This window comes from Alloactinosynnema sp. L-07, from assembly GCF_900070365.1.
Lineage (GTDB): Bacteria > Actinomycetota > Actinomycetes > Mycobacteriales > Pseudonocardiaceae > Actinokineospora.
This window is the reverse complement of record NZ_LN850107.1, coordinates 1,936,037-1,955,483: the sequence shown is the minus strand read 5'-3', so window position 1 is coordinate 1,955,483 and position 19,447 is coordinate 1,936,037. Positions and strand designations below refer to the sequence as shown.

Sequence of the window (19,447 nt, the reverse complement as noted above, 5' to 3'; positions counted from 1 at the left end):
ATGAGAGTTGCGTTTCCGCCATACAGGATCACCATGGCCCCATGAGCCGCGTCAGAGATGTCGCCTGGCGGCCAGGACGAGTACACGAGCGCCTGATCGCCGCCCTGATCCCACAGCCCCGCGACGACCACGGCACAGTCGCCGCTGCGCCACTGCCGGTGCTGCCCTCCCTGAGCAGGCTCGCCGGCCATTGACTTGCTGGTGTCGACGACGCGAATGGACCGCTCAGGCCGCATCCACGAACGCCTTCTGCTGCGCGAACTCGGATGGGAACCAGGCCGGCGCCTGGAGATGGACACCCTGAACGGCATGGTGCTGATCGCCGCCGAACCCCACGGTCGCCACCTGGTCGACCCGCGCGGCGCGATCGGCCTGCCCGCGCCACTGCGGCGGATGTCCGGGATCGAGTTCGGCCCGCCACTGATCCTCACCGCGGCCGTACCCGAACAGGTGATGGTCGTTCACCCTTCCGCCACGGTCGCCCGCCTGCTGGCCACCCACTACACCGAACTCATCAGCACCAACCCAGCCCACACCGGCTACTCCCCCGCCGCTGAGCCTCAATCGCCATGACAACCGACACCGACCGCATCGCCCAAGCCCACCAAATTCTCGCCGACCTCGGTGTGACCGTGGCCGACCTACAGGCACTCGAGCCCGGACCACGTCCGGTTCCGACCCTCGCTACATATCTGCCACACGTCCGCGCCGCTGCGGGGCCCGGATCCCGCCGCACCTACGGCTCCTACTGGGACCGCATGGCCACCGAATGGGGCCAGCGGCCACTCGACCAGATCACCGCCAGCGACATCGAAGCAATGCACCGCACCGCCGCGGCCTCCACCGTCAAACGCCGCAACGGCCGCAATGGGCGCCATGCCGGAGAACACGTCATCGCCGCCGCCCGCGCCATCTACAACCGCGCCATCGCCGACGGCCACATCGCCCCCGACGCCAGCCCAGCCCACCGCGTCGCCAAACCCCGCCGCCTGCCCAGCACCCGCCGCGCCCTCACCACCACCGAACTCCAAGACATCAACGCCGCAGCCCGACGCAGCGGCAACGACGTCATCCTCGACGCACTCCTCCTACGAATCCACACCGAAACCGCGTGCCGCCGCGGCGGTGCGCTTGCCATCACCCTCGACGACCTCGACCACCACCACTGCCTCCTCAGACTCCGCGAGAAAGGCACCACCCTGCGCTGGCAACCCATCACCCCCGCCCTCACCAACTGCCTCACCGACCACGCCGCCGCCCGCGGCGCGGTCCTCCCCACCGACCAACTCCTCCGCTTCCGCGACGGGCACCCCGTCACCAGCCGCCGCTACGACCACCTCTGGCACCGCATCGGCCAACAACTCCCCTGGGTCGCCACCCAAACCATCTCCACACACTGGCTCCGCCACACCACCCTCACCTGGGTCGAACGCCACTTCGGCTACGGCATCGCCCGCGCCTACGCCGGACACACCGACAACACCGGACCCGCCACCACCACCTACATCAAAGCCAACCTCCAAGAAGTCGCCACCGCCCTCACCGCAATGACCGGACAACCACACCCCCTCGCCGACTAGACCCAATGCAGCACAACGAAAGTCCGGCACGGTCGCCCATGGACGGACGGAGCCGTCGTCACCGAACATCACTCACCCCGCCGTCGACGCACATGAACCGCCGTTGGGCACGCGCGCTTCTGCTCCACGACACGGTGCTCAAACTGCCGACGTGAGGCACCGCTCCTCAGCACCTGCCATCGCTGACCCTCGGTTCCTCACTAAGCTCACGACCAAGATCACGGGGCACCTGCCGAACCGACTGCGAGGCACGATGGCGGAACACGAGCCGGATCCGACGCACATGTCACGGTTCTGCGAGGACGTCGTGCCCGACATGCTCACCGAGGTGTGCCAGGTCGACCCCAATCTCGCCCGGACGATCGGTCAAGACATCCACAATCGCGCCACAGCGTTCGCCGCGCTGGACAGCGCCACGCGGGACATACTCATCGCCCCGTTCATGGAAGAGGTCTTCGACCACGAACCACACGGCGCGCCCATGGAACTCAAGGGCGCGGTTACCGTCGTCGTACGCAACAGCATGCTCGAACTCGCCCACACCGACGGCGAACTGAACGAGGGCGGCATCAAGGCCATCACCGGTATGGCCACCGGCCCACTCTCACACCTACTAGCGGCGGCACGACGCCATGGCGTCGACGAGCCCGCAGACAATCTGTTCCACGGCGTCGATGATCGGTACCCCCGCGCTTGGGCGTGCCTGAACGCCGTCGTCGCCGCGTTCAAAGACGGCGGCCGGCACGGCTACCGCCTGCCACACGCACCCATACCGGAACTACCCGCCGACGACCAACTCGTCGACGCCAACGAATCACGATCAGATCCAAACATCAAAGTACTCAGCGCCATCGACGCACGCCTCGACCGCACCCTGGCAGAACAGCTCCGCGTCATCGCAGCCGAGAAGGCAGTCCTCGCCATCTCGGCCCTCAGTCGAATCTCACGCAACCAAAACAAGCTCCTGTGGGTGATGGAGTATGTCCTAGCCCATGAGTCCACGATCGTCACGACGAACTACATGCTGCGCCCCGGTGACGTCTGGGTTCGACGCGGCGCCCTGATCAAACCTAACAGTGAGAATCCATACCCTGGGATCTTCAATGTCGACGGGCTAGCCGGTGCGCACCGCCAGGTCGTCCGAAACCTCAAGCTGAGCTGATCGTTCAACGCTCCGCTCGGCCAGTTCCACGATGACGGCCTCGTGATCGAGGATGCGGCCGGACTGTCAACTTCGGCGCAGCCGACGGCGACATGATGCACTTCGACATGAGCCACTGAGTCTCAGCCGGGCGCAACGCACGAGGTCGAATTTGGCGTCGTTGACGGCGACACTTAGACCGAGCCGGCGCCGCGCAAACCCGCCTCCGTGCACCGCCGACACCCGATCTTACGCGTGATCACGGACAAGCTGGACGCGCAGGAGAACCCATAGCGCCCGTCCTCGTCGTAGCCGACAGGGACATGATCACCAGCCGGCCATACCTAAGCAGACATTCCCAGGCGGTCCGCGCCATCGGAGGAGTCGACAGTCGCGGTGATCAGACCCACGATCGAGTCGAACGACAGGTTGTCCTCGACCGCGTTGTGCAGATACGTGAGGATCTTGATCCCGGCCGGAGACATGATCTCGCCCGAGGACGCTCCCCACGCCTCAAGTTGAGCCACACTGCCCGCCATCCGTGCGTCGTGGATTGCGTTGCGAAGCACCTGGAGTTCTTCCTTTGTGGCGCGACGGCGCTCGGCAATCAGGCGTCGGACGATCTCGCGCACCCTCGGATGATCGCGGATGAGCGAACGACGCCCGGCGTAGTTCGCCGTGAGTCGATTGTGCCCGTGCTGGATCCCGATCTCGGCGATTAGCTCTGATGGATGCGCGGCCTTGATTGATGTGCTACCTGGCAGCACTAGCCGGTCCATGGCCGCGTCGATGGACGCTTGCTTGTCGCGGGACCGGTTGATCCGTGCCATTGGGTCGTTGTTGGCGCTACGAGCTCGAGCACGAGCCTCAGCGCGCGCCTGTTCTCCGTGCTTGCTGAGCGGACGATACTCACGCTGACCCGACTGCCGTTGATTGCGTCGGTTGATGCGATACCACTGCCCAAGACTCTGCCCTGGGCGTGGCGGTTTCCGTACCGCGATCACGCTGTCGGCGTCGGGATCGTCGTCATACCACGCGCGCAGCCGGTCGCGGACATAGCTGGCGAGGTCCTCCCCTGTGCGTTGAGGGGGCTGTCGGGTGTTGTCCGGGAGCCGGTCGAGCGCGACAAGTACCGCGTCGGCGCTCCAGTCGGCGTCGAACCACCTGACCAGTTCGCTTGTGACATCAGTCAGCACGGTGCCAGTCCACCCGCAGCGCTCAGCGAGCGCCCGCACTGCCATCTCGACTTCCTCGGGCTCACTGGGGATCACGTTCATCGGCCATTTGGCTAATTTGACCATCCCGACCGCCTATCGGATCGACATCGCGATCGTCAGACCCTACCGGGCACAAGCGGGCGATTGTGGCAATACCAGATCGACACGCGGAGCGACGGGTCCCTGTTCGGCTGCACCCCAGGATTGTCGGGGCGAGTCGCTAGCTTCATCGAGTGCCACGACCATCCCACCGCAGGCGCACGGCCGCTCCGGCCCGTGATGCGCACGGCCACCTCTACGTGCTCCAGTTCGACAACGGCGTCATCAAGGCAGGCATGACCGCGGACCTCGCGACCAGAAGCAACGAACACGCCAAAGACGCAGGGCGGTTCGATCTCACCATCGTCAACCGCTGGAGTTCCGAGGCGCAACCTCGAGTACATCAACTCGAGCGACGGCTCCTCGCCGTGCTGAGCATGATGGGCACACGAACACCGGCTGGACGCGAGTACTTCCGCGACATCCCCTTCACCATCGCCCGTCACCAGGCGATCAACCTCCACCACACATCCCGTGCCCAATGCTGCTGCGGCAACTGCGTAGACCCCATCGACATTCGCCGCATGCAGGCGACCGTCATCAGCGACCCCGACATCTCGGGGTCCCATGACTTCACCGAGTACAAACTCGAACTTGGCTGCGGCAGCCGGATCCGGACAGCCATTTCCGACCCGGACTTCGCGCCGGACAGTGCCTACGCACTACGACCTGACGACGACATAGAGATAGACATCGACTGCAGGCCCTGGAACCGCGTGTGGACCACCTACGTCGCCCAACTACCGACACGACTGACATAGCCCGCGACGGCACGCCCACGCCGACCTCCACCACCGCGACGCGACACAACGCGGACCCCCATTTGAGCGGGTCATTCTGAAAGTGACGACTGACGGTCAGGTGCGCCGTGGGCGAGGAACTCAAGCGGGCCTTGGCAAACCTGCGCGATCGGTACCTAAGATCAGGTCGGCCATAGAAACCGACGGGTTTTGGTGAACACCTGCTGCTTGACGTACGTGCGGCGGCCGACCCGGTAGGCCGGTGCCACCGCAAATTCGATCACCGTGATGGGGTCGCACTGGCCCCACGGCTGTTGCAGCTCGGGATCCATGACTCGTCCTGGCACTGCGTGGAGGTCCCATTCGACGTCAGGTGCGCGCTGGCACAGAACGCTGACCTTGCCGATCAACTCCCGCATACCCCCACCCCGGTCCGCAGGGTCCATCCCGAGTCGGCGACACACGGTCGCCGGGTCCCTGCGGCCGTCTACGAACAGGTCGCGAGGCAGCGAATGAATCTGTCGAGCCAGGAGCTGCGGGGTCGACCGGCCGATGGTGGTCCGCTGGTGTTCGCGCAGCAGGTGCTGTACGTCTTGAGCGATCAGATCGCGGAACTGGTCTGCGAGAACCGTGTGCTCGGCCTGGTCGAGCGTCACGGCGTCGTGCGTGGTCGCGGACCGTTCGCTGAGTGCTTTGGCCAACCGGGATCTCAAGTGCCGGTTGACTTCACCAGCCTGCTCCAGCTCACCGACCAGGCGATCGCACTCCGTCCGCACGCTTCACCTCAGCGGCCAGCCATGTCTCGCCCATGGCGGTGTGCTCGAGGGCAACTATCTCCGCGTCGGAGAACATCGCGGCCAAGAGAGCCGTCGGCCAAGGGTCGGACGGTGAGTCGCTGTACCGGGTCACGAGGTGAGAAGGTCGAACGAGTGCTCCAGTTCCTGCCCAGTCGCCTCCAGCACGACGCGGGATCGGACCTCGGTCTCACCGAACCTCATGTACACGCGGATCCCTCGATCCTGCAGGTGCAGGTGCATCACCGGGGACAGGTCAACCTTGACTCTTCCCAAGTACTCGCACTCTGGCTCGTCGACATAGCGTGGCACCGTGCCACGGGCGGCGAAGAACTTGACGTTGATGAACTTCTGGTCACCGTGGATGGGGTGGCCGTCGACCCATACCTCACTGCCATTGGGAACCAGGTCTCCCTTCGCCACGAGCACGGCGAACCGGTCGGTGCACCGGTCGGTTCCATCCAGGGCATCGTGCTCACGTTTGGATTCGAGGTCCACGCCCTCCTCGAACTCCATGCGCATGGCGATCCCATAGGTTCGCCGCGATCGACGAGCCCTAGTCTCAGGCCTACACGCGAAGTGAACCGCACCGGCTAACACCGCCACCTGCGGATCCGGCGGGACCAAAACCACAGCCTCGCCGCCGATGTGGTCGATCAGCCGTTGCCGCAGATAGGGCGAGGCGGCGAACCCGCCCACCAGGAGGACGACGACCGGGCCGTGATCGGGTTCGGCCTCGGCGATCAGGGACCGCAACTGCTCGGAGACCAGGGCGCAGATGCGTTCGACCACGGACTCGAACGCTGTCGCGACCTCCGCCGGGGTGATCACGATGGCGTCGTCGACGCCGTCCTGGCCCGCGGCGAGTGCTCGCTTGACTCGGGGAGGGATCTTCTTGGCCAGGGCCATGGTGATCGGCAGGTAGACGGGCCCATGGCGCTACAAAGGTCGGTGACCTGTTCGCCAGAGTCAGTGAGTTGCTACAAGCGCGTGGACCGCTGGTGTGGCTTGACGTTGGCGACGTCAACGAAGGGACCGCCTCGAGCATGACGTGCGCGCGGTGCCAGACCGTGAGTGCAGAGGCTGCGGCGAACCGCACGCCGGGTCAGGTTTGCTCGCACGACCCACTGCAGTGGCGCCGCGGCGAACCTCGGCATCGCCGGACAACGCTGGAGGAGGCACGTATGGGGACTCTCCGCAGCAACTCAGCGGCAGGCTTGTAGGCGTTGACGTCAATGTCCATCAGATCCGAGGTTCGATGTCGCTGACGTCGCGTGCCAGCCGGCACGGTCAGCGGACCGGATATGCGGCCCGTCAAGTTCAACGCTGGCCCGTTCGAGTGTGAGCACGCAACTGTCTTCGTGGCTTCGACTGTCGTCGATGCGGGCGCCGGGGATCCCGACGACGTGATCGGTGAGGTGTCGGGCGACTTCGACGGTGGAGCGGCCCCGACGCCAGCTGATTCGTGTCGCACAGTCACTGCGCTTGGAGTGAGCGACCGTCGTATCGTGACGGAAACCTGTCCAGAACAGTGTCGCGCGGGCCATCAGTGCACTGAGGATTGCGCTCTCGCGGCGAGGGCTCCACCGTGCATACATGGCGGACTCGTCGACACCCATGTCGCCGGTCGTGATGTGCTCTGTGCCGTCGGTTTCGGAGGCAAAGATCGCCCGCAAGGCGTACGCGGACGTTGCGCCGCCGCCATGGCGTAGATCCAAACGTCCGCCCGTGGGCAAGTGGGTCAGTTCGACGACGGCCTTGCGGTAGCCGGTGATCCGCAAACCAGGGATGCCTCCCATGATCGTCGCGCCCGCTGCAAGAGGTTGGGTATGGGGTAGCAAGTGCGCGACCACCCGCGGAGCATGGGTGCACTCGATGACCAGGCGGTCTGGCTGTGGCGCAACCCAGTTGACGTAGAGCCGGAGCTCACGCATCGAGCGACCGCGCACTCCGTCCCACGGATGATCCCCCTCGCTGTTGAATCCCGCGAACAGCAGTGCCTGGAACGCCCGCTGGCCAGGCGCGGCGGCGTCGAGCACCATCCGCCCGCCAGAACGGCAAGGCACGTACGCGGTGATTGGCGCCCCGAGAATCCGCGCACACTCACGCAGCCGGGCACGATCGTTGACGTGCGGCACAATGACGCCTCTCCAGGTCACGCCCGGGGCCGCGCCGACAGAGGGTTCACACACCGTGATATGCGCGAACATGCCTTGGGAGGAGGCTGGGCATCTCACCCAACAGCCAACCAGTCGCCCCGGGGGTGTCGTCGACGGTCAGCCCAGGGTCCGCCTCCGGGACCCACAGCCGACGGTATAGGCGTGCAGAGCGGAATCGCAACCGCAGCGCACTCAACTCGGCCACGTTCACCGGACCGGGTGATCAACAGCCAATCGCCGAGTTCGTTCGTCTTGCCGCTCGGTTCGGGCGACATGTTCCCGACGCCCACTCGGCTCGACCGAGGACTGGGATGGCCCGTTGCGACTGTTGAAGGCTGACGTAGGTCGGCGACACCCATGCGCGCCCAGCGGGCGTGCCAAGGCATCCCGCAGCCAGCCACCTAGCCAGCACTGTCATCACCCGAATGCAGGGCACACCGGTCACTGTCCGCGTCCCTCTACGGTGACCACGTGTCGATCTCCGCGCAGCAATGCCCGACGTGCGCTGCCCACTACGATGAACGATGTCGAGGCAGGCAAGGCTCTCCGCGGTTGGCCCACTTCCGTCGGGTGCTCGCCGCCATCATCGTTCCAGTCGTTCCCATCATGGTCGGCTGGATCAGTGCCGACGACCGCGAAGAGCTGACCAACCATCTGATTGATGACGTGCTGAGTAAGTCGCTGTCCGACGCGGACTCCGGCTCGCGAGATGACGGTCGGGAAGACACCGGCTCAGACACGAGGAGCGTGGACGTCGAGTACGTCTGGCGGCGGCTGTTGTACGCGGAACGGGTCGCGTGGCGCCTGTATCGCTTGATCACCGACAAGCACTTGGGCCTCGACCTGTCAGATGCCGGTGTCGATGCCGACCGACTCGCCAGGAAGGTCGGCGACCTCTACGGCCTCGTGTGCGACGCGAATCGCACCCAGGCACCGATGAACCCGGGCGACACGCCAGCGGTGATCACCACAGCGATCAACCGGGTCCGCGGCGCAGCCGTGGACGCCGAACTCCCGCCCGCGCCAACACCAGCTCCCGACGCCCCGACCTGGACCATCCGCTACCACCCGCACGGCGGGTACGCCGCCACCCTCACCGCCGGGCGCAGCGACACGGGCCCGCACCGCGGATGGGGATACGCACCGACACCGCGCTCCGCGGCAGCTACCGTCGCAGGCTTCACCCCGCACCACTCCCCCACCATCGTGCTCTCCCCGCAACCACCCGTCCCAGTCCACCTGGTCGACCCGTCCACCGACTCCGATCTGTCCACACACGGGCAATACGTGCGAGACCTGCTGGAGGAACGAGGAACGATCTACGACCAGCACCTCCACGCATGCGAGGACGCCGCTCGACTACTGCGCGCACGCGGCGTCGACGAATACCTGGCTGAACGCGTGGCACTCCTCAACGCCACCGAGCCGCAACTCGAACACGCCCAGATCGTGTGCGAAGACCAGGATCCCGCGAACCACGACCACAAGGGCTCCTTCAACACCACCCTGTGGGTCCCCACCCGCCTCGTCGCCGCCACCGACCACCCGACCTGGGGCGACTTCAGCGGCCACCGCCAAGACATGCTGCGCCAAATCACCCAAGGCCTCGCCGACGCCACCGACCTCCACGCGTTCACCGCCAGACTGTTCACCGACGAGATCAACCTCCTGCACACCCCCGCCTGGGCCGGACCCATCTATCGCGTAGGCCTCAACGGCAACCACCGCGTCCACACCGCCCGCCTGCTCAACCTGCCCTGGCTTGCCGTCACCGTCATCCACGCCAAACCTCCACCCGCCTGGCAATCCTGGAGCATGGCCTCAGTCGAGTCCCGCTGGGCACAAACCCACTGGAACGAGAAGTGGTCACATCGCAGACACGCCCTCATTGAAGGCCTGATCCGACGCGGCATCATCGACGCCGAATTCGACGACAACCCGAACCTGTTCAGCCGGACCGTGCACTGCACGCGGCTGCCAGCACCCTGGCTCGTCCGCGCACCCGAACTCGCGGCCTCGGCCAACGCGTTTTACGAGAACCTCTACCCCGGCGCACTCGCCACACTCGGCATCCCCCAACACATCGGCACCGATGCCAGCGCGTGGACGAGATGGCTGACCAGTGACGCGCACTGACCCGCGCGCTAGCGGAGAGCATGCGACCGCGGTAACCAGATCAGGCGACCAATACGATTCGCGCCGGGTCAGGCCCCTCCCGTGACATTGACACTCCCGCCCGCCGACCGAGGGGCGTGTCGCGCCTGGCCGCCAGCCAGGATCTGCGCCGCCGGGACTGTAAGAACGCTGGTGTTCTTCGAAAGTGCAGCAGGTCCCAACGTCGTGTCGTGCCCCCAGGCTCACGTGATCGACCAGCAGTCCTGGCGCATGCAACACCTGGCCGATCAGCGCCACCTGGCCATGCCCCGCGTGAGCCTGGTCAGGTGGTGACCGCGACTGTGGTCAGCACCTGGATCTGTTGAGCTACCGGTGTCCAGATGTCAACGTCCTGTTCCGGAGTCTCGATCGAGACGACAAGCGCGTACCGGGCGCCGTTGTCGCTGTTGTCCCGGCCGGGATTTTCCTTCCACCATCCCGTCACTGGAAAGACGGCGAGTTCGCTTCTCTGCGCCAGGTCGGCTGCGTTGCCTGTCCAGACATCGGCGTGCAGCGATCCTGGCGCGCTCCGATGTTCTGCGCCGAAGAACCACTTGTCGCTGTCACTGGTCGAGGTGGATCGCGGTTCCCCCGCCTCCCGGGCCTTCTGGTTGACGCGTTTCTGGAACTCAACCGAGGACTCTGTCGGCCGGCGAAGATCGAATCGGACGCCGTGGGATGCGTAGCTGTAGCGGCGCTTCCACCCTCGTCGACCAGGGTTGGGCTCGATGAAGTAGGACAGGGTGACACGCAGCCGCACCTGGGCGGCTCCGAGTTCCGTGAGGATGTCGGTCGGCCATGGCAGTCGGTGGAAGTGGATCTCCCGCATCGCCCCGTCCGCGAACGGGTGGATCACGTCCTGGACGATGAGGGTGAGCGCGTCGGTGGCGCTTCGTGTCGCGCGACCCAGGTTCGGCACACCCATTCCGTAGCGGCGCGCCCGGTTCGCACGGGACCGCTTGCCCCCGTCGGCGGGGAACTCGGCGCGCATGGCTGGCGTCCATTCCGCGGAGTGCACGATCAGGGCGCGAACCGTCTCCGGCCACAGCTCTGGATACTCGGCCATGACCGAGGCCGCCAATCCCGCAGCCTGCGCGGTGGCCGCGCTCGTCGCCCCCGTGGTGGTCAGGAGCCGGGGCCCGTTGAGCGGTGCGTCGGTGGTCAGTAGCTGCAGGTTGTCCGGGGTGTCGAAGTCGGTGCCGTCGGGTGAGCGGGCGACGTTGCCGCCCTCCATCACCACATCCGGTTTGACCGGCCAATTCCTTCCGAACGACACCCCGGTGCGGCTGAAGGGTGACAGCTGGCCACGCGAGGCCAGTGGGGTCCACCCGTTGAAGTCGCTCGGCGCCTCGGTCATGGTGTCGATCTCGGTGTAGGCGCCGATAGTCAGGACGTTCCATGCTTGCGCGGGATCCTCGACCGGTTCGAGGTCGCTGCGGGCCAGGTGGTCGTCGACCCACTCCCGTACATTGCCCGCGCACACGACGAAGAGTCGGCGCGCGGTGTCCTCGGCGTCGCCGAGGTAGACCAGCCCATCGTCATCAGTGGTCACCGCGCGGCCAGCGGCGAGCGCATCCAACGTGGCAGACCACGACGACGGCTGGCCGTGCGCCGTGGTCGGCTGAGCGGTGTTCAGGTCGGGGTCGATCGGTGCGGTCACCGCGATGGAGAAGACACGGGGCCGCTCCGGCGCCTGGATCTCGGCCCTGCTGACCCCGGCGGCGGTGATCGCCCCGTAGAGGTGTTCGGGGTTCTGTCGGGGAGGTGGAGGTAGGAGTTTGACCGACTCCAGTCGATGCCTCAGGCGGATCGGGGCATGCTGGGCCATCGCGCTGCCGAGATCGCCATACAGTGCAAGGCCCGCCATCTGCGTGCCGTGTCCGTCATGATCGTGCACCGGCCACCCCGACTCGGCGGCGTGGCAGTCGTCGGGGTCGAGCGACCCGTCGAAGAGAGGGTGGTCTCGGTACACCCCGGTGTCCACGATGCACACGGCCGGTGCGTCGGCCTCGGCCGGTTCCACTCGCCGGGCAAGGTCGGCGACCCAGTCGGCTTGGTCGATCGCCTCGGCCGCCGCGAGGAACTGTGTCGGGTCGTGCGGGCGTCGAAGCTCGGCGAGGTCGTCGAGCACGTCGACAGCGGACGCGAGCTGTTCCGTACTGGCCTGCAGAAGCATGATCGTGCGGTCGCCGAATCCCAGGACCTGCCGTCCTACCCGCAGTCCGGCGACCTCGGCGAAGCTACGCAGCCGCGCGGCTTCACCCCCGTCGCGGTTGCGAAGCCACACCTCCCACCAGACAGTCGCCCCGTCAGGAGGAAACTCGTCCACGTGGTCGGTCCACATCGCCTGGATCGAAGCCAGGCGGATTGTCTGGATCCGGTCGATCATGTTGCTTGACCGCGGTTTGCTCTCTTCCACAGTCTCCAGGTACCTGGTGACACGGTCGACGAAGTAGTTGATCTTCCCCTCGGGAATGAAGACGGTGGCACGCTCAACCACCTGTCCATCGCCGAGGTGAACCTCCTGAACCGCCCTCAACTCCGGATGCACAGTCCCTGCGCGGGGGTCCAGGCTCTCCAAGGCCAGCTCGATGCCCGGGAAGCTGTCGAAAGACGCGTAGAACCCTTCGATGGTTCCCACGACCGTTATCGACTGCTCCTGGCGACGTTCCAGGGCGGCGGCCGCGGTGTCTTCGAGGTCGGCCTTCAGCTGGGTGCCGTGCGCGCCACGATCCGCTGGGGCAGGCAGATCCGGGGTGTCGATTTTCCGCTTGGGCGGTTGGTATGCGCGCGCGGAGGCCGGAGTGGGGATGATCAAATGCGGCTTGTCGCGTTCGCGCATAATGCCTTCTGTCGCCTGTCAGCCGGGATGATGTGCGCGTCGGTCGCGCAACGATGTGCACAACGCCGTGGTTGTCACCTGGCCGTCGCCGGACAGGATCGCGTCCTTGGCCGCCAGTTCGGCCGCTGTCGCGACCTCGCCGTGGCTCAATCCCACCGCGGCCTCGTCGATCTTTGCCCAGGCCAGCCGCCCTGTCGGGACGGCGGCCAACCGGTTCTGGATGACGTGGCGTACCACCTCTGAGCTGGGCAGCGGGTAGTCGATGACCATGTCGAAGCGTCTGAACATCGCCCGGTCCAGCAGTTGAGGATGGTTGGTCGCCGCGATGACCAGGCTCTCCGAGGTGTCGAGCTCCAGGAACTGGAGAAACGAGTTCAACACCCGCCTGATCTCGCCGACATCGTTGGACGCGCCCCGCTCCCCCGCCAGTGCGTCCACCTCATCGAAAAGGTAGATGCCTCGGGTTTCTGACAGCGCGTCGAAAACCAGCCTCAGTTTAGCGGCGGTCTCACCCATGAATTTGGTGATCAAACCGTCAAGGCGGATTACGAACAGCGGCAGCCGCAACTCCCCGGCCAGAACGTGAGCCGACATCGTCTTGCCTGTGCCGGGAGGCCCAATCAGCAGCAGGCGCCGCAGCGGATGAAACCCGTGGGAGCGCAGACGATCGCCTTGACGCTGCTCCAGCAACACCCGCCCCAGCCGCACCCGCACATCGTCGTCCAGCGACAGATCAGCCAGCCGCGCCTGCGGGTAGACCACCGTGAGAAGCTGGGCGAGCTCACCCTTCGGCTGCGCCACCGGAACGGGACGCCCATGCCTGGACGGACGGCCACTCGTGCGCTCACGAAGCGTATCGACCAGGTCGCGGAGATCCTGGGCGAACTTGTTCTGACCGCTACGAGCAGCGCCAGCCGCGACCTGCAATGCAACCGAGTAGAACCGGGTGTCATCACCCTCGGCATGACTCTTGACCAGGGCCTTCACTTGATCAGCTGTCGCCAACGACCTCACCTCCCCTGCACGCTCACGTGAGTATCTCCACCAGCACTGACGATAGCGGTCCGTCAGATCCGCGCACGCCCAGGATCGAGACCATCCCGCAACAACGCACTCGGTGGGCGCCGCGGTACACGCTGCGCCAGATCACTCAGGTATGGCCGACACCGAAGTCCTCGACGTGTTCACCGCCAAACTGTTCGGCGTCCAGATCGACCTGGGGACAGTCCAGTTTGATTGGGCGGAGGAGCCCCTCACCAGGGTCACTCGCGGGAGCGGTCGATAACGACATGGCTGGGCAGCACCTTGGTCCATTGCCCGAGCAGCTCGGCGAACGCGTCGTCGTCGTCAGGCTCCACCTTGCCCAGAGTCGCCCTCTCACCGTCCCGGTAGCCGTTGACGATGAGGGGTGCGAACGGATCGGCGTTCTCCTTGTCCCACTGCTGGTCGTGCACGTGGACGTAGAAGATGTCCACGTCGTCGAATGGGCTGTCTGCGGCGCGCGGAACCACTAGTGCGCATAGGTGGGATTCTCCTCGACAAATGCCCTGCCGCCGAAAGCTCTGCACGCTTCGACCAGTTGCTCCAGGCGCATGAGCCGGTCTCGCGCGCCCCAGCGGCTGGCGGGTGAGCCCTGCGTGTCCCACACCCGGTTGATCCAGCCCGCTCCACCTTCGGGCAGCGGACCGGTCTCACCGAACCCCATCGACCGGGTCACCTCGCACATCTGCCATGCACGAGAGGTCGCCGACTCCGGATCCCACCCAGTGACAAGAAGCTGAAGCGCCGCTGCCCGCTCGGACGTGTCCAACAGCAACTCGTCGGCGACGGAGTGCCGCTGGGCGCCATCCAACGCCCCCAACACCTCCGGCAATCGGGACCTCAGCAACTCACCGACATCCTTGTGGGCCCATTCCTTGGCGTGCCGGTGATCGACATCGGCCAACTCCACCGGCCCGATGCTGGACTCGACCGAACGCAGGCGCTCGACCAACTGTGCGATGCCAGCCTCGATGGCCGGGGTTGTGCCCAGCCACGCCGCCGCCGACCACGCCTGCTCGGACAATCGGGTCAACACATAGGCCAATGTCGCCGATTGGTCGGCATCGCCCGAAGAGGTGGCTTTGGCACTGGAGTCGCAGAATTCACTGGTCCAAGTCGCGAGGATCGAAGTCTTGGAACCCGCGTTCAGGACGCTATAGCTGGTCAACGGATCACCCTCGTCAGTCGACCGCCAACCACGGCGCCTGCCAGCGGCAGCACGAAGTAGACGGGAAGTGTAAGTGTCCGGTAACCCCGAGGCGCCACCACAAGGCCGATCCGTGTGCAAAGCATGGCCTACGTCGCAGGACTTCCGCGTCACCCCGCTGGCTTCTGCTATTTGCTGGCTGACCCGTGCGCTCTGATCCTGGGGCTCCCGCCACTCAAGGGAGTGGGCTCTCACCAGGTTCGCCCACCCCAGCCTGGCCAGGTTCTAGGCAGTCCCGCCAGCGACTTGGCCAAGCGATGGCTGAGGACCTCGGTGCCCGCACTTTGCCCGCTAAGATCATGTAGTTCCTTCTGCGACTGGGGGTTTCCGCGATGCGCGCTCTAACGGGTGACATTCCGTTCGGACCGTTCGAGGGGACGATCATCGATGTGTACGTCGGCGGCAAAAGCAAAACCGCGCGGATCCACATAGATCTTGCGTGCGTCCCCAGCGCTGAGCACACGACTATGCCGCTGAACCCGGAAACCGTGAATCGGATGTGCAAACAGCGCGCACGTTCGGCCAGGTGGGCGCGGCGGGACACGGCGCTCGGGATGTTCCTTCAGGCGATCACATCAATGCCGGACTACTCCACTGACAACCTGGAGCATGACTTCCCGTCCGAGGAGCGCGCGCGTGCGGCTGAACTGCTGCAGGTGGGCGAGTATCCGCCGGATGATGATGAGGAGGATCTGTGGGACGAGTTCAGACAGGCCCGCGACCTTCGCGACTCGCTGCACGAGTCCTGGGGCTACGCCCGGCGATACGCACGGGACGCACACTGCGTTGTCGCCGCGTACCCGTGGTTGACGTCGTGGGCCAAGCCGATCATGTCGGCCGTCGGAGCCGAGGCGGAGTGGTTGCGAGCAGCGATCGCCCGGACCATCGATCCAGGACGGCTCGTGGCCGGTGCGGCCGCACTGTCATTGATCGAACCAGAGATGTCGGGGGACCAGCCAGAGTTCTCCGTCCTCGGCGACTCCAGGCGCGTCGTTGAGACAATGAAGGAGTGCTGGCGCCGGTGGCGTGACGCCGCGGCGGAGGGGCTCTCCCCCGGCGATATGGCGTCCAGTGCGGAGTACGTCGTGGAGTCAGCGATTGGTCGCAAGCGAAATGGCCGCGATGCCGCGATGTCGGCCGCGAAGACGCTGGTCGACGGCTGGACGAACCAAGCAAAGGCGGCAGCGAACATCGACGCAGCGGTGATCCTCCGCGACGTGGTCGTCCGGCTCCCCGAGCGCCGCGGGGCAGACACGGATCCGTGGAAGATGCTGACCCAGTGGGAACTTGCCGCTGTTGCCCAGCATGCGACGGCATTCAGCTGGGCCCACGACGCGGTTCTGCTCAAAGTTCCTGGCCTGATCGCGCAGCACTTGTTGGCCCACTCCGGTGGGCTGCGGGCTGCCGAACTCGACAGCATCAACCCACTGGAGGCGTTCACCCTGTGGGTGGCCGAGCACGTTCCGACTTCCCTTGGTGTACTGCCTGGGACGCTCGACGACACACCTATCAGCGAACGACGGACACTCACCTCCAACGACATCGATCAGCTGCGACGGTCCGGCGGCGCGGTGTACCAAGTGTTCTCCGCGAGCGATGGAACCGAGGTGCTGCACATCAGCACCATCGCCAGACGCTGTGCGAACGGATGGCGAGGTGTGATCGTCGCCGGCCCCGACGATCTGCCCGCGACAATCATCAAACCGTGGATGGATGAAATCGAGCGGGGACTAAACGACGAGGCCCACCCACTGAGCACCCGCGCCGGAGAGCAGAGCGTCGTCGAGTTGACCCACAACGGGAATCGCGACGCCATGGAACGGCGGCTCAGGACGCTCGCCTTGGTGCGAACAGTTGCCGACCTGCGAACCCTCACCGAGCGCTACGAACATTCCGACCGCGACATCGACTGGCGCGGCGTGCTGACCGCCCACCCCTTGGACCTGACGCCCTTCAAGCCTCCCAATCACTTTGGTGGGCTGGACCTGCCGCTGGGAGTCCTCTCCTCCGTCCAGATCTACACCACAGACGGAAAAGCCCAGTACCAAGGAAAAGGTCACTCGCCGTTCTGCTCATTCGCACGATCCGGACGAACATCGCTCGACGACCGCTTCGACCTCCTCCACATGCAAGATCTCCTCGACACCGAGAAACCGGATTGGTGTTCAGTATGCGGCGGCTACGCCGCCCGCCGCCTCGACGACACCCAACTCCGGTACTACCTCGCAGCACACGAACTATCGACACTTGGCCGCGAACTCACCACTCACCCACGATTCTCGCGTTCATCCAGACCGCCAACCGAACTCAAATCCAGCCTTGAAAAGTTGAACGACATCGACCCAGATGACTGCGACCTACCGTGCAAAGCATCTACACAGTGGCGATCCACGGTCGAACGCCTATTGAATGCGCACGCCCTCAACAACCACTGAGACACCCGCGCCAAACCAGGCACATCGCCACCTCCGAACGCCGGCCTCGACAGACCTCATTGCGTACCGATCCCATCAGGACGTGGCGTCGACACCGAGGGACCCGGCCGTACCCGACCTCGCTATCGAGGCCATGCTGGCCCACCTCACCCTCCGAACTAGACACAACCCCCTTGGGCCGCCTGTCGGCTTGACCATCGCGACGATCCTGCTACAGTTCTCTCATGCAAACCTCCCGGATACCGGGAGATTTCCCACACGAATTTCACCGAGCGGCGATGGACTCTTTCTCGACCACGTGCGCGGGAAATTTCCCGGATTACGGGATATTTCCTTCGAACACGTGTTCATCCCCCCTCGGACACCACTCTCGGTGAGAACTCACCAGCTCAGTCACATTACACAAGCCCCCTATGGACGATCAAGTCGTCGATAGGGGGCTTGTTTGTTGCCAGGACGCGTACCCGGGTGCCGAGGCTAGGCACAATCGCGGCTGGCTGGTGTATGTGCCCGGTCCGTCCACGCGGTACAGGCAGGCGTGCAACCGCCCGCACCGCGGCATCGACGATGGCCGTCACCGCAAGATCTCATTGAGCGCACAGCGCGCCGCGCCGCAGTCGGAGCCGCCGAAAGAGCGGCAGCGTGGCCACGCAGCGACGCGGCTGGTGAGTCCGATGTGCCGCGACGAGTACGTCGGTGGTGTCGTTCGAGTGACGGTGAATCCCATTGCGTGCCCAGTCCCCGATCGCCGGGGGCTCGAGTGGGCGACTCAGGGTGCCAGCGTTCGTGAACTGATCTCTAGCCGGAGTCACGCTCGTAGCCTGCGCAGAAGGCGCCGATCTGGAGCCTGAGAATGAGCACCGCCAGTACCGCCCTCTGCAGGAAGTCGGTGGACACCTGACCGTTCTCAAGGATACCGATCACCGCGCCGAGTTGGATCTTCCTGTCAATCGACGGATCGTCTATCAGCCACCGAGCGGTGTCGCTTCCGCAGATCAACTTCTGGAGCTCGGTGCGCTTGTTTCCGAACCAGCGCTTCGCGAACGTGCGGAATCGCTCTCGGTCGGATGCGCTGAAGTTGGGGGCAGGTTCAGGCGGTCGCGCCCTCCGCGAACACGTCGTAGGGCTTGCTCTTGCTGGGCGTTGCGAATGGAACCATTCCGACGCCGGCGACCGCCACCCCGGTCGACCATTTCCGCCTCCATACTGATCAGACCACCGAGTCGCAAATGACCCCTAGTGGCATGGCGTGATTTTGCCGAACGTGAACCCGAACTCCAGGTATGCGTGGGCGGCGGCCGCATTATCGAGAGCGAATGTTTGTCGATCATCGGTGGCGCGATCGAATGAGTTCTCAACAATGTCAAGAGGCCTGCGAAATCCGCGATACCGCCCAGCCTCGTGCCGAGCAGACTGAAGTTCCCAAGGAATAAGGGCCCAATATCGATGCTGCTCGATGGACGCGTGATACGCCGAGTACTACCAGACGCCCGCCTCGGTTCAGTACCTCTATCGACTCACGCCATGTCCCCACGGAGTCCAAGACGACATCGAAAACCTCTGCCTCCGGGCGAGAGCACCTTGGCCTCCGCAACCCATCCCGGGCCCGGAATAGAGCACACCGTCGTGCGCCCAGTTCACGCGAGCGCTCAATCTTTTCTCGTGATGACGATGTTACGACCACCGTTGCCCCAATTCCCGCGGCCATCGCGACGGCCGCACCTGCGATGCCCCCCTGCCCGGAGTACGAGGACACACGCACACGTCCTACTAACCGTCCGTTAGCATCTACTGCGGACGTCTTTGCTACCGGGAGGTAACTGTGGACGCGGGCTTCGGTCTCTACCGGTTGGGCGACGAGCACAACGCACCGTCGGCTAAAGGTCCGCGGCTGCAGGTCGCCACCGGCGGCGAGAACGTGTGTGGTTCCGTCACAAGGGCCAGCGGTGGCTCGCCCGTGCTCGCCACCGCCTTCGGCGAACGTCACATCGTCCTCGCCGCGATCACCGCCGTGCGTATTGTCGAAAGCTGCCCCTGA

Annotated in this window: 18 protein-coding genes; 8 read left to right on the top strand and 10 right to left on the bottom strand. The window is 65.2% G+C overall.

Annotated features, from left to right (window positions below):
- The first annotated feature begins 41 nt into the window (after positions 1-41).
- The 4 genes from BN1701_RS35335 (at position 42) to BN1701_RS08735 (ending at position 2,742) form a co-directional block, all read left to right on the top strand.
- Positions 42-194: a hypothetical protein gene (locus BN1701_RS35335; protein WP_157367843.1), complete on the top strand. Its 153-nt coding sequence runs from the start codon at positions 42-44 to the stop codon at positions 192-194.
- Between the two features lie 7 nt (positions 195-201).
- On the top strand, positions 202-573 hold the full coding sequence (locus BN1701_RS08745; RefSeq protein WP_157367842.1) for a hypothetical protein: 372 nt from the start codon (positions 202-204) through the stop codon (positions 571-573).
- Entirely contained in the window at positions 570-1,580 is a 1,011-nt protein-coding gene (locus tag BN1701_RS08740; protein ID WP_054047202.1) for a site-specific integrase, read from the top strand. The genes BN1701_RS08745 and BN1701_RS08740 overlap by 4 nt, the downstream gene beginning before the upstream one ends.
- A gap of 307 nt (positions 1,581-1,887) precedes the next feature.
- Positions 1,888-2,742: a hypothetical protein gene (locus BN1701_RS08735; protein WP_157367841.1), complete on the top strand. Its 855-nt coding sequence runs from the start codon at positions 1,888-1,890 to the stop codon at positions 2,740-2,742.
- A 323-nt stretch (positions 2,743-3,065) separates the two neighbouring features.
- Here the strand turns inward: BN1701_RS08735 and BN1701_RS08730 are convergent, their stop codons facing one another.
- Positions 3,066-4,022, bottom strand: coding sequence for a hypothetical protein (locus tag BN1701_RS08730; protein WP_157367840.1), 957 nt, complete (start codon positions 4,020-4,022; stop codon positions 3,066-3,068).
- A gap of 215 nt (positions 4,023-4,237) precedes the next feature.
- Here BN1701_RS08730 and BN1701_RS08725 point away from each other — a divergent pair, with 215 nt between their 5' ends.
- Positions 4,238-4,798 (top strand): GIY-YIG nuclease family protein, encoded by a 561-nt coding sequence (locus tag BN1701_RS08725; RefSeq protein ID WP_054047196.1) that lies wholly within the window; start codon positions 4,238-4,240, stop codon positions 4,796-4,798.
- Between the two features lie 161 nt (positions 4,799-4,959).
- Here the strand turns inward: BN1701_RS08725 and BN1701_RS08720 are convergent, their stop codons facing one another.
- The 3 genes from BN1701_RS08720 to BN1701_RS08710 form a co-directional block, all read right to left on the bottom strand.
- Positions 4,960-5,553 carry a hypothetical protein gene (locus tag BN1701_RS08720; protein ID WP_054047194.1) on the bottom strand — a complete coding sequence of 198 codons (594 nt, stop codon included), beginning with the start codon at positions 5,551-5,553 and terminating at the stop codon, positions 4,960-4,962.
- Positions 5,554-5,682: 129 nt separating this feature from the next.
- Positions 5,683-6,480: a hypothetical protein gene (locus tag BN1701_RS08715; protein WP_054047191.1), complete on the bottom strand. Its 798-nt coding sequence runs from the start codon at positions 6,478-6,480 to the stop codon at positions 5,683-5,685.
- Positions 6,481-6,803: 323 nt separating this feature from the next.
- The gene (locus BN1701_RS08710) at positions 6,804-7,781 is read right to left on the bottom strand and encodes a hypothetical protein (protein WP_157367839.1); all 978 of its coding nucleotides are present in this window, start codon (positions 7,779-7,781) and stop codon (positions 6,804-6,806) included.
- Between the two features lie 501 nt (positions 7,782-8,282).
- Here BN1701_RS08710 and BN1701_RS08705 point away from each other — a divergent pair.
- Entirely contained in the window at positions 8,283-9,866 is a 1,584-nt protein-coding gene (locus BN1701_RS08705; protein ID WP_054047187.1) for a hypothetical protein, read from the top strand.
- Positions 9,867-10,167: 301 nt separating this feature from the next.
- Here the strand turns inward: BN1701_RS08705 and BN1701_RS08700 are convergent, their stop codons facing one another.
- The 4 genes from BN1701_RS08700 to BN1701_RS08685 all read right to left on the bottom strand — a co-directional run bounded on the left by BN1701_RS08700 (position 10,168) and on the right by BN1701_RS08685 (position 14,935).
- Entirely contained in the window at positions 10,168-12,726 is a 2,559-nt protein-coding gene (locus tag BN1701_RS08700; protein WP_054047186.1) for a S8 family peptidase, read from the bottom strand.
- A gap of 18 nt (positions 12,727-12,744) precedes the next feature.
- Entirely contained in the window at positions 12,745-13,731 is a 987-nt protein-coding gene (locus BN1701_RS08695; RefSeq protein ID WP_054055725.1) for an AAA family ATPase, read from the bottom strand.
- A 257-nt stretch (positions 13,732-13,988) separates the two neighbouring features.
- A complete protein-coding gene (locus BN1701_RS08690) occupies positions 13,989-14,201 on the bottom strand; it encodes a hypothetical protein (protein ID WP_157367838.1) in 213 nt (70 codons plus the stop codon).
- 35 nt (positions 14,202-14,236) lie between these two features.
- On the bottom strand, positions 14,237-14,935 hold the full coding sequence (locus BN1701_RS08685) for a hypothetical protein (RefSeq protein WP_054047182.1): 699 nt from the start codon (positions 14,933-14,935) through the stop codon (positions 14,237-14,239).
- Between the two features lie 371 nt (positions 14,936-15,306).
- Here BN1701_RS08685 and BN1701_RS08680 point away from each other — a divergent pair, with 371 nt between their 5' ends.
- Positions 15,307-17,409, top strand: a complete 2,103-nt coding sequence (locus BN1701_RS08680; RefSeq protein ID WP_157367837.1) for a hypothetical protein — start codon at positions 15,307-15,309, stop codon at positions 17,407-17,409.
- Positions 17,410-18,207: 798 nt separating this feature from the next.
- On the opposite strand, the gene BN1701_RS37805 is transcribed toward BN1701_RS08680, so the two are convergent.
- Together BN1701_RS37805 and BN1701_RS38110 are read right to left on the bottom strand one after the other, a co-directional pair.
- Entirely contained in the window at positions 18,208-18,333 is a 126-nt protein-coding gene (locus BN1701_RS37805) for a hypothetical protein (protein WP_255364621.1), read from the bottom strand.
- A gap of 439 nt (positions 18,334-18,772) precedes the next feature.
- Positions 18,773-19,165: a zinc-binding dehydrogenase gene (locus tag BN1701_RS38110; protein WP_369800509.1), complete on the bottom strand. Its 393-nt coding sequence runs from the start codon at positions 19,163-19,165 to the stop codon at positions 18,773-18,775.
- Between the two features lie 66 nt (positions 19,166-19,231).
- Here BN1701_RS38110 and BN1701_RS36370 point away from each other — a divergent pair, with 66 nt between their 5' ends.
- Positions 19,232-19,447, top strand: a complete 216-nt coding sequence (locus tag BN1701_RS36370) for a hypothetical protein (RefSeq protein ID WP_054047179.1) — start codon at positions 19,232-19,234, stop codon at positions 19,445-19,447.